The sequence below is a fragment of the Aeromonas sp. QDB56 genome (assembly GCF_027705505.1).
Classification (GTDB): Bacteria; Pseudomonadota; Gammaproteobacteria; order Enterobacterales; family Aeromonadaceae; genus Aeromonas; species Aeromonas caviae.
The window spans coordinates 1-11242 of the sequence record NZ_JAPDBZ010000132.1 but is presented as its reverse complement, the minus strand read 5'-3'; the positions used below and the strand labels follow the sequence as shown (position 1 = coordinate 11242).

The 11242-nt window shown below is 60.5% G+C and carries 9 protein-coding genes and 1 pseudogene; 6 read left to right on the top strand and 4 right to left on the bottom strand.

Translation table 11 applies throughout. The features are described 5' to 3' along the window. Nucleotides 1-117 precede the first annotated feature (117 nt). From OKB81_RS16535 to OKB81_RS16525, 3 genes and pseudogenes are all read left to right on the top strand, one after another. Complete coding sequence (locus OKB81_RS16535; protein WP_010674216.1) at nt 118-729, top strand: OmpW family outer membrane protein; 612 nt, start codon at nt 118-120, stop codon at nt 727-729. 196 nt (nt 730-925) lie between these two features. Next, a pseudogene (locus OKB81_RS16530) lies at nt 926-2904 on the top strand (methyl-accepting chemotaxis protein). A gap of 8 nt (nt 2905-2912) precedes the next feature. Next, nucleotides 2913-4376, top strand: coding sequence for an extracellular solute-binding protein (locus OKB81_RS16525; RefSeq protein WP_160838124.1), 1464 nt, complete (start codon nt 2913-2915; stop codon nt 4374-4376). 60 nt (nt 4377-4436) lie between these two features. Here OKB81_RS16525 and OKB81_RS16520 read toward each other — a convergent pair whose 3' ends face one another. Further along, on the bottom strand, nt 4437-5228 hold the full coding sequence (locus OKB81_RS16520) for a GNAT family N-acetyltransferase (protein WP_043156071.1): 792 nt from the start codon (nt 5226-5228) through the stop codon (nt 4437-4439). Nucleotides 5229-5555: 327 nt separating this feature from the next. On the opposite strand from OKB81_RS16520, the gene metF reads away from it, so the two are divergent. Continuing rightward, a complete protein-coding gene (gene metF, locus OKB81_RS16515; protein WP_010674220.1) occupies nt 5556-6452 on the top strand; it encodes a methylenetetrahydrofolate reductase in 897 nt (298 codons plus the stop codon). 63 nt (nt 6453-6515) lie between these two features. Here the strand turns inward: metF and OKB81_RS16510 are convergent, their stop codons facing one another. Next, nucleotides 6516-7580 (bottom strand): DUF3103 family protein, encoded by a 1065-nt coding sequence (locus OKB81_RS16510; RefSeq protein ID WP_042879160.1) that lies wholly within the window; start codon nt 7578-7580, stop codon nt 6516-6518. A gap of 147 nt (nt 7581-7727) precedes the next feature. After that, a complete protein-coding gene (locus tag OKB81_RS16505; RefSeq protein WP_234888616.1) occupies nt 7728-8879 on the bottom strand; it encodes a benzoate/H(+) symporter BenE family transporter in 1152 nt (383 codons plus the stop codon). A gap of 113 nt (nt 8880-8992) precedes the next feature. On the opposite strand from OKB81_RS16505, the gene OKB81_RS16500 reads away from it, so the two are divergent. Further along, nucleotides 8993-9565, top strand: coding sequence for a helix-turn-helix domain-containing protein (locus tag OKB81_RS16500; RefSeq protein ID WP_010674223.1), 573 nt, complete (start codon nt 8993-8995; stop codon nt 9563-9565). Here the strand turns inward: OKB81_RS16500 and OKB81_RS16495 are convergent, their stop codons facing one another. Continuing rightward, nucleotides 9566-10762: an NnrS family protein gene (locus tag OKB81_RS16495; protein ID WP_143236983.1), complete on the bottom strand. Its 1197-nt coding sequence runs from the start codon at nt 10760-10762 to the stop codon at nt 9566-9568. Nucleotides 10763-11063: 301 nt separating this feature from the next. Between OKB81_RS16495 and OKB81_RS16490 the strand changes: the two genes are divergently transcribed. Next, nucleotides 11064-11228: a hypothetical protein gene (locus OKB81_RS16490; RefSeq protein WP_164882878.1), complete on the top strand. Its 165-nt coding sequence runs from the start codon at nt 11064-11066 to the stop codon at nt 11226-11228. The last annotated feature ends 14 nt before the right edge of the window (nt 11229-11242 follow it).

Sequence of the window (11242 nt, the reverse complement as noted above, 5' to 3'; positions counted from 1 at the left end):
GACTGTGCTCGGTGATTGATCCGGGAGATCAGATCACCACTTGGCTAGATAGTTCCCCGATTTGTGCAACAAGGCCGCTTGCAACATAGAAAGAAAACAAAAAAGGAATAAATTGTGATGAAAAAGATCCTTCCTCTGTTAATCGCAGCCGCTTTTGCTTCCCCCGTCGCCATGGCACATCAGGCCGGTGACATCCTGGTCCGTGGTGGCCTGGCGTTCGTCTCTCCCCAGACCAGCAGTGACAACGTGCTGGGGACGGGCGAGCTGGAGATCGACAGCAACATGCAGCTTGGCCTGACCCTCTCCTACATGTTGACGGACAACTGGGGTGTCGAGCTGCTGGCCGCGACCCCCTTCTCCCACTCGGTGTCGACTGCCGGCCTGGGTGAGGTCGCCAAGGTCAAACATCTGCCGCCGACCCTGATGGCGCAGTACTACTTCGGTGATGCCAACAGCAAGGTGCGCCCCTATGTGGGGGCCGGTATCAACTACACCACCTTCTTCGACGAGGAAGGGCGCGGTGCCCTGGCCGGGACGGATGTGAGCGTGGACTCCTCCTGGGGGATGGCGGGTCAGGTGGGCCTGGACATGGCGATCAATGACCGCTGGTTCGTCAACGCCTCCGCCTGGCTCATCGACATCGATACCGATGTGCATACCGCCGTGGGCACCATCAACACCTCCATCGATCCGGTGGCCTTCATGTTCGGCGTCGGCTACCGCTTCTGATGACAAACGTGGCCGGTGCACGGGCATGACAACAAGCATGTCTCTTTGGCCCGGCTCTGTTCGGGCCCTTTTCTGCCTGCCATGTCACGCCAACTGTGATCTGGCCCGCCATCGCGTCACGAACCGCTATTCCATTGCATCCCGCTGCCGATAACCTCGGCATTCACCCCTTTCCCCAACGAGTGAGGATGCCTCCATGGGTTTATCTATTGTGCAGCGGATCATCGCCGGCTTCGTGCTGATGCTGTTGTTGCTGGTTCTGCTCGGCTTCATCAGTATCCTGAAGATCCGGGGGATCAACGAGGGGCTCTCCCAGGTTTCTGATCGTGCCACCCCCCTGGTGATCGCGGTCGCCGGGCTCAAGGGCGCACTGCAGGACAGCAACCGCTGGGTGCTCACCTACAGAACCAGCGAGGAGGCGGCCCAGTTGCCGCAACTGGCCAGCCAGTTCAAGGCGCAGCAGGAGCGTTTCCTGGCCCAGAGCAAGGGATGGCCCGGTTTGACGGGGTGGCGGAGGCAAGCGAGCGGTTTCGCCAGGTCGACGGGGCGCCCCGCGAGTTCTACGGTCTGGCGGATCAGGTGCTGACCCAGCACGGTCAGTGGGTGGCCGCACTCGATCGGCGCCATGAACTGGAGCTGGCGTTCATCCGGCTGGAAGATACCTACCAGTGGGCCGCCGACCTGTTGTTGCAGCAGACCGCGAGCAAACGCTCCATGCGCAACAAGGCCGAACTCATCACCTCCGGCATTGCCCGGGATCTGAAAAACATCCGCCGGGCCGATGCCAAGACCGATCTCAATGAATTGGAGAAGGTGCTCGGCAAGGATATCGAGATGGCACGCAAACGGCTCGAACGGGTGCAGGTGCCCGATGACGTGAGGCAGCGTTTCATCGTCAACCTCGATCGGATGCAGGAGCTGGCCCTCGGCCCGAAAGGGCTGCTGGCGACCATGCGCAATGGCCAGCAATTGGCGGCCTCGCTGCAGTCCCTGAACCAGCAGCTCGACACCAGTCTGGTCAACAGCCTGGCGCTGCTGGACGAGATGGCCAAATCGGCGGGCAGCATTGCCAGCGCGAGCCGGGTCGGGGCGGATGACGCCGTCAGCAGCGCCAGCGCCTGGATCCTGATCGTGTCGGCCATCTCCGCAGCCGCCGCGCTCCTCATCGGTTACACCACAGCCCGCAGCATCCAGCGTCCGCTGCAACTCATCGATCGGGAGCTGGATCGCATGGCCACGGGTGACATGACCCGGCGCATCGACTACCAGAGCCGCTGCGAGTTTGGCAGCCTGACCCGCTCCATCAACACCCTGGCAGACAAGACTGGCGAGCTGCTCGCCCAGATCAATGCCGGCTCGCGCCATCTGGTGGACGAGGCGAGCCGCGCCGCCGAGATAAGCGAGCGGGCCATGTCACGGGTGCAGGATCAGAAGAGCCAGACCGATCAGGTGGCTGCCGCCATCACCGAGCTGGAGGTGAGTGCGACCGAGGTGGCGCGATCCACTGACGGCACCAAGCGTGAGGTGGACCTGGCGGACGAAGAGGCCCGCGCCGGACGCAAACAGGTGGCGACTACGCGCCAGATAACCGAACAACTGGCGGGTGCCATGGAAGAGGCGGTCGGCATTACCCACAAGCTGGGGGAATTCAGCGACAACATCGGCAGCATCCTCGACGTGATCCGCAGCATCGCCGAGCAGACCAACCTGCTGGCGCTGAACGCGGCCATCGAGGCGGCCCGGGCGGGGGACGCAGGTCGCGGCTTCGCGGTGGTGGCGGACGAGGTGCGGGCACTGGCGAACCGGACCCAGACCTCGACCGAGGAGATCCAGGCCATGATCGAGAACCTGCAAAGTTCCAGCAAGCACGTGGTGGCCGTGATGGCACGCAGCCAGGAGCAGACCCAGGATTGCGTGGCCCAGACCCGGGTGATGGACGAGGCGCTGCAATCCATTGCCGAGCGAATGAGCGCCATCAAGGCGATGGCGGATCAGGTGGCTCATGCCGCCCAGGAACAGATCTCCGTGAGTCAGGGGGTTGCCCGTCATGTCGCCGGCATTGCGGATGTGGCTTACGAGACCGAGCGGGAGGCGCGGGAATCGGCCAGCAGCAGTGAGGTGCTGGCGGATCTGGTCGCCAAGCAGCAGCAATTGATCGCCCATTTCAAGGTGTAGGAGGACTTATGGCTAACAAGTGGATCGGGGCCCTGAGTCTCCTGTTGTGTGGCCAGCTGATGGCCAGCGAGCTGGTGATAGAGAGCTGGCGCATTGATGACAAGGCCTTGTGGGAACAGAAGATCATTCCTGCATTCGAGGCCGCCCACCCGGGTATTGAAGTGAAATTCAACGGGGTGCAGAACGTCGAGTACATGCCGACCCTCTGGGCCAGCCTCAAGGCGGGCAAGGCGGGGGATCTCATCACCTGCCGCCCGTTTGACGACTCCCTGGCCCTGTTCAAGGCGGGCCATCTGGTGGAGCTGAGCGAGATGGCGGGGATGGAGAACTTCCCGAGCTTTGCCCAATCCCCCTGGCAGACCGACAGTGGCGCCCAGACTTTCTGCGTACCCATGGCATCGGTGATTCACGGCTTCTTCTACAACAAGAAGATTTTCAGTGAGCTGGGGCTGACGGTTCCCCAGACCCGCGAGGCATTCTTCGCGGCCCTGGACAAGGTGAAGGCGGATGGTCGCTATGTTCCCCTCGCCGTGAGCGGCTCGGAGAGCTGGGTTGCCTCCGAGCTCGGTTTCCAGAACATAGGCCCCAACTACTGGAAGGGGGAGGATGGTCGATTGGCGCTGATCGGGGGCCAGGAGCGCTTCAACAACCCGCAATACGTCAAGGTGTTCGAGGAGCTGGCCCGCTGGCGTGACTACCTGGGGGAGGGGGGTGAGAGCCGCGACTACGCCACCACCAACGAGCTGTTCACCTCGGGCAAGGCTGCCTTCTATGCGGCGGGATCCTGGGAGATTGCCCCCTTCACCGGCAAGGTGGACTTCGGTGTCATGCGCCCGCCCGTGGCAAAGCAGGGGGATGGCTGTTTCTTCACCGATCACACCGATATCGGTATGGGGATGAATCCGGCCAGCAAGAACAAGGAGGCCGCCATGACCTTCCTGCAGTGGCTGACCACTCCCCAGTTTGCCGAGCTCTATACCAACTCGCTGCCCGGCTTCTTCTCGCTCTCCAACCACTTCTTTGAAGCCACCAATCCGGCGGCCAGAGAGATGATGGAGTGGCGGGATCAGTGCGATTCCACCATCCGGGTTGCCACCCAGATCCTCTCCCGCGGCACTCCCAAGCTCGGGGATGAACTGGCCGAGGTGAGCCAGCAGGTATTGCTGGGAACCGTGGCACCCAAGGTGGCGGCCGATCGCCTGGAACAGGGGTTGAAAGGGTGGTATGCCCCCCATCAGGGCAACCAGGGCAAGGGACAGGAGTGTCAGTGTGAGGCGAGCGTGCCTGCCGTCCCTGTGTCGGGTGCCATCGGGACCGAGCCTGCTGCGCCTGTGGTGCCGGATGGACAAGCGCCCTCCGGAGCGAGCGCAACCCAGCCTCCGTCAGTACCGGTGTCCGGAGCCGTCGCTCCAGCGCCTCCTGCCGAAGTGGAGGAGGCGCTCGCCAGCGAACTGGAGGGGGCACAGCCCTGATGGTTCACCATGCAAAACGGGAGGCCTTGGCCTCCCGTTTTGCATCTGCGTGATGACCTGTCATTCCCGTGGCAAGCGGCACAGGCTGCCAATACGGGCCACCGGCACGAAACCCAGAGTGCGATAGACCCGCTGGGCGTGATAGTGCTCGTCTGCCACTATGATGAGCGAACTGGCCCGTGCCAGTCCCTGGCGTGCGACCTGGCTCAGCAACAGACGACAGAGCCCCCGGTTTCGCCACTCTGCGTGCGTGCGCACCAGTTGAAAGCGTCCCAGGGTGCCGGTGAAGAAGAGTCCGCAGCTGGCAACCAGTTGATCCTGGTGCCATAACCCCCACCACTGTCCGAGCCCGTCATCGATCATGGCCTGATAGAGCTGGCGGCGTGACAAGAGATAGGGAAGATAGCGCTCCTCCGAATGGGCGGGATCCCGCTCTGCCAGCTCGAAGGCGAGCCACTGATCCCAGTCCGCCGCGGTGAACGGGCGAGCCGGGGCCAGGTCGCTGCCGGTGGGAGCTTGCCACTCCATTGCACCCAGCGCCAGTACCACGCACTCCATGTATTGGTATCCAGCCGCCACGAACCCGGCGACCCGGCTGTTCTGGCCTGCGGCGAGGGGCCACTGGAAGGTACGGTGGCGGATACGGGGATCCCAGCCAATCAGCCTGTCGAAACTGGCCTCGAGCCAGCCCTTGTCACGATCGCTTGGGGGGGTGGGCAGCAACAGGTAGTTGCCGAAGTAGTAGTCTGGAGAGCCCGGGGTGCGCACGGTCCAGAACGCATCATGATCCGTCACCTCGCCCTGATAGCGATCGAACAGCAGATCGGTGGCAAAACCGGGGTGATCTTCCATGATGGGGCTCCTGCAAACGCTTGAATTGCTTATCGGCAGGCGGGGAAAGAAGTTAAAAAAAGGCCGGGAAACCCGGCCAAACAATCACACGCAGATTCAGAACGTCCAGGACGATCCGCCCGCATCATAGCGTGCCTGACAGCATTTTGGGATGGGGTCGCTCATTACTTAGGTTGAATTGCAAAATAAAAAAATCGGCAATCCCCCTTGTCGCTGACAAATCGGTATTGACTTTGATCCGTTTTCTCATAAAGATAGAAAGACGTTTAGACGTCCAAACATCCGTTTTGGCGTGAAGGAATGGGTTGCAGGACAGGGAGAGAGCAGATGGGATTTCACAGCGCGCGTCAGGTTGAGGCACTCAACCAGAGTTTGGCGGATCTGGGTGGCGACATATCGGTCAGTTTCGAGTTTTTCCCGCCCAACAGCGAAGGGATGGAGAACACCCTCTGGCAGTCCATCGAGCGCCTGCAGGTGCTGGAGCCCAAATTCGTCTCTGTGACCTATGGCGCCAACTCGGGCACCCGGGACCGCACTCACAAGGTGATCAAGGACATCAAGGAGCGTACCGGCCTCATCGCCGCCCCGCACCTGACCTGTATCGACGCCAGCCGTGACGAGCTACGCACCATTGCCCGTGACTACTGGAACAGCGGTATTCGCCATATCGTGGCCCTGCGCGGAGACTTGCCTCCCGGTCTCGACAAGCCTGACATGTATGCCACCGACCTGGTCGCCCTGCTGAAATCCGAAGCCGATTTCGATATCTCGGTCGCCGCCTATCCGGAAGGTCACCCCGAGGCTCGCAGTGCGCAATCCGACTTGCTGAACCTCAAGCGCAAGATAGATGCCGGTGCCAACCGGGCCATTACCCAGTTCTTCTTCGATGTGGAGACCTATCTGCGTTTTCGGGATCGCTGCGCCGCCATCGGTATCGATGCGGAGATCGTGCCGGGGATACTGCCGGTCTCCAACTACCAGACCCTGGCCAAGTTTGCTGGTTTCACCAATGTGAAAATCCCGCGCTGGATGCACCAGCGTTTCGAAGGGCTGGAAAACGATCAGATGACGCGCAACATGGTGGGAGCCAGCATTGCCATCGACCAGGTGCGTGTGCTGAGTCAGGAAGGGGTGAAGGATTTCCACTTCTATACCCTGAACCGCTCAGAGCTGACCTACGCCATCTGTCACACACTGGGTGTGAGGCCGAAAGGTCAGGCCTGATCCGCGGCTCTGATACAGAAAAGCCAATGAGTCTTCTCATTGGCTTTTTGTTTTGGGCGACAGTCAGGGCCGGGTTGGCTGGATCTCCCTGGGCTCGAGATCGATGACTGCATTGCCGGCGGCACCGGGATACTGGTGATAGCTCTGGTCCTGCTCCAGGGTATAGAAGGTGTCGAGGTAGTCGTCGTTGTTGGTCATCCAGGAGTCCGGGAGTGCCTTGACGATACGACCGCCGAGGTCGAGGAAGGGCAGGGCCTCGGGTACGCCGCCCGCAGTGAAGCCGAGTTTGAGTGCGTCAATCAGGAGGGCGCTCAGCTCCTTGTAATTGACGTTGTCATCCTGCTCCATCATGACCACGTCGACGGCTCCCCAGCGGTAGCGATCCCAATAGACCAGGATCTGGTTGGGGGTGTAGTCGGTGTTGTCGTAGTCGAGATAGGGCATGTCGACGATATCCACCACAGGCTCGTCCCTGCCAGGATTGACCCCGGCCACGACGGCATAGACCTCGGCGGCGCCCAGCAGCCAGGGCTCCTGATCATCGTTGAGCCTGATCTTCTTGAGAATGCTGGTCTTGAGGGGCGTGGTGTTGCTGGTGGCACGGGGCGTCACCTGCATGTCGGCGGCAGCCAGCGCCTTTCGCATCACCTTCAGGCCGGCATTCTTGGCTTTGACCGGATCGGCCTCCACCACCAGTACCGGCCGCGCCGGCGGCTGGTTCACATCGAGATAGATCGGGTTGCCGGCGCTGTCGAACGCCTCGATGGCGCTCCAGCTCTTTTCGTCACCACTTGGTATGTAGGCAACCAGTGGCTCCACCCCTTGTTGCAGTGCATCCGCCTGATCCGGATTGGCCAGCCGCAGTTGCATCAGCTCCCTGACCTCGCCATCCAGCCCTTGCCGACTGATGGCCGCCTGGTTGGCACCCCGAGCCTGACGCTTCAGGCGGGGGCTGGCCTTTTGCAGCAGGTTGGGCAGCGGGCTCTGGTATTCCTGACTGTTCAGGAGTGGCAGCAGGTTCTTCTGCTGCAGCGCGAGCTGGCGTGCCAGCTCCCGATCGGTGTCGGCAGCCTGGGCCGTGGTGGCGCCCAGCAGTGCCAATAACAAAATGACAGCCTGATTCCTCATCTTCGTTCTCCAGTATTGAGTCTGACCACGGCGCTTGTCGGGAAGGATCTGCGCCGTTTTGTCACTAGAAAGGAATAAGGTTCATATGTGAACGCTCTTCTCAGGATTATGTGCTGCGTCTCACTGGAGTCTCCCCAGATGGTCAGGTCAGGCACGGAGCCGGTTGACTTGATGCAATGTCACTCCGATCAGCAATCCCCAGCAGGCAGACCCGACCCCGAGCAGGGTGATCCCCGAGGCCGTCACGAGGAAAGTCAGTAGCGCGGCTTCCCGCTCCTCGTCCTGCAGCAAGGCGCTGTGCAAGCTGCTGCCTATGGTGCCGAGCAGCGCCAGCCCGGCCACGCAGGTGACCAGCACCGCAGGGAATGCGCTGAACAGGGCAACCACGGTGGCACCGAAACAGCCTGTGAGCAGGTAGAAACATCCAGCCCACACGGCAGCAGGCCAGCGTCGAGTGACATCGTGATCCACTTCCTTGCCCATGCAGATGGCGGCAGTGATGGCGGCCAGGTTGAAGGCATAGCCGCCAAACGGTGCCAGCAGCACGCCGATGAATCCGGTCCAGCCAATCAGGGAAGAAGTGGCCGGTTGATAGCCGTGGGCGCGCAGGATGGCAATGCCCGGCATGTTTTGCGAGGTCATGGTAACGAGAAAGAGCGGGAGTGCGATGCCGAGCAGGGCGTCGATGGAAAAGGCTGGCGAGATCCAGACCGGGGTGGAAAGTTGCCAGTGAACCTCGTTGAGTTGCAGCTCGCCCCTCAGGGTGCAGAGCAGCATGCCGGCCGCCAGGACCAGCACCATGGTGTAGCGGTGCCAGAGGTGGCGACCCAGCAAGAAAGCCAGTAGCAAGGTGCCAAGCAGCAGAGGATCTTGCGGTGCCACCTTGAAGAGATCCAGCCCGAACCTGAGCAAGACTCCGGCCAGCATGGCGGCCGCCAGTGGGGCGGGAATGTGACGCATCAGCCTGTCGAACCAGCCGCTGATACCGCAGAGGGTGATCAGCAGTGAAGAGATGATGAAGGCGCCGATGGCTTCAGCCAGACTGAAGTTCCCCAGGCTGGTGATGAGCAGGGCGGCACCCGGGGTGGACCAGGCCGTCAAGACAGGCACCCGGTAATAAAGGGAGAGGCCGATGCAGCTGACCCCCATGCCGATACCCAGTGTCCATAGCCAGGAAGAGACCTGGGCTGCATCGGCACCGGCGGCCGTGGCGGCCTGGATGATCAAGACGACAGAACTCGTGTAACCCACCAATACGGCGATGAGTCCCGCGACCATGTGGGGGAGGGCTAGGGGCATGGGAAACTTCCTTGTGGATGCTGATAGCTTGTGCGCTATTGCGTACAATGTGGTTTGGACTATAACGCTGTGCGTTATGGCGCACAATATGGTTCGAAGAAATCGGAGAATAGATGCAGGAGATGAGTCGCTATCTGGCCCAGCGATTGAAAGGGCTGCGCACTGAAAGAGGATGGAGCCTGGATATGGCCGCCCGTGAAACGGGGGTGAGCAAGGCCATGCTGGGACAGATCGAGCGAGGTGAATCCAGTCCGACGGTGGCAACATTGTGGAAGATTGCCACCGGTTTTCGGGTCTCTTTCTCCAGTTTCATTGAGCCGACACCAGCGGCACAGGGAGAGACGGTATACCGTATTGCCGATGATATTCGACAGCAGCCGGCGGGAGAGGGGATGCAGGTTGCCCCGCTTTTCCCCTATGAGGCCCGCTTTGGTTTCGAGTTGTTCGAACTGACCCTGCTACCTGGCTACCAGCGGGAGTCAGAACCCCATGAACCCGGAGTGACCGAACATGTCATCGTCATCAGCGGTGTGATGGAGGTACTGGTTGACGGGGCGTGGCGTTCCCTCGATCAGGGTGAGGCCGTCCGATTTGCAGCGGACCGTACCCATGGCTATCGCAATCTTGGGGTCGCTCCCGCCATCTTCCACAATCTGATCCACTATCCGGCCATGGCCACGCGATGATTAGCCGGGGCGGCCATCCGCCCTGGGACTGGTCAGTATGGGGGTATAAACCCAGATGAACAGACCGTAGGCGGCAACCCAGCTCCATCCGCTGAGGTTCCATCCCGTGAGGGTGAGATTTGGCCAAAAGAGAGGGAGCAAGACCCGCAACAGCGCGGACAGGATCACCAGTGCAAATGCCGCCGTGATCCTGCGTCCTATCTGCAGGGCTCTGCCACTGTGTCCGAGGGATACACGGGCTATCATCCCGAGGATCATGGCCCCCATGCTGCCCGCGCTGAACAGATGGCTGGCCAGTGACAAGGCAATCGGCCAGCCAGCCGTGCGTGCCGCCAGGGCGGTCAGCCCCAGTGGGATAAAGAGGTAGGCCAGGTGAAGCGACCACAGCAGGGGCTGGGCCAACGTGGTTCCGGGTCGCCAGCGCAGCTGCCTGTAGAGGTGAGCCCCTGCCGCCACTATATATAGAGGGAACATCTGAATTCCGATGACCCACTGTGTCGGGAGCACCAACCAGAGCAGCAGGATGAGCCACAGAGACGCGAGGGCAATGCGCTCCAGCCACGGCAGTGGTAATGCTTTTTCCGTCCCAGTGGCTCTGGCGGTAAAGAAGGGAATGACACGTCCTCCCATGACGGCAATCAGGGTCGTGAAGAGGAGCACGGTTGCAAGCAGGATATGTTCCACCAATGGCCATTCGGCATGCCACCGCCAGCAAGCGGTATTGAGCAGGGTCAACACGAGAAGCAGGGGAACAAAAAAGAGATTGCGCCACTGGCGCGTCACTATGATGGGTCTGGCGAGGAACCACGTACAGAGGGGCAACCAGGCCAGGTCCATGACCATCAGAGTGACATTGCTTTCTCCAAACCAGGGGAGCAGGCCTCTCGGGATGGCCCACAATCCCACGACCAGTGCCAGCGGCCAACCGCGTACACCTGGGTGAGCGGTCCAGTTCTGGACGGCGGTAAGCAGAAAACCCGCCACTATGGCGGCACCAAAGCCGAACAACATTTCATGTGCATGCCACCAGATAGGGTTGCTAATCCCGGGCAGAGCGAACCAGCCGTTGAGTTGCCCCAGCCAGCCCAGCATCGCCAAAGCCGAGAACAAGGCGCCAAACAGGAAGAAAGGCCGAAACCCGAGGCGGAACAGAGGAACGATTCTCTCCTCTTTGCGGCTATCCAGGATCTGGTGCATGAATGAATCCTTAATTGAACATTTGAAAAGCCAATTATAAAGTGGCTTTTCAAATGTTCAATTTAAATCCAATGACAGCCCGAAATGGTGGTGACGCGAACGAAACAGAACCGCTTTGCTGCATATCTGAGCGAACGGTTCTTCTCGGTGAAAAAGCCCTTGTCATCCCGGCGCGGCTCCCTATAATGCGCCCCTACCAGCACGGCGGACCACGCCGAACTGATGAGCCAGCTTCCTAGCGAAGTGGGCGGCGAAAGAAAAGCGAAAACAACCGCTTGACTTTCGAAGTGAGGAGCGTAAGATGCGCATCCTCAACGCGACAAGCGTGACGCTCTTTAACAATTTGAATCAAGCAATCTGTGTGGGCACTCACAGCATCGAGCATCAAAAACAATTTTTGATATCAATGTCTGATGAAGTGACCAAAGCAACGAAAGTTGCAGCAGTTAATTCAGCAATTCATTGAGCCGCCTTAACAGG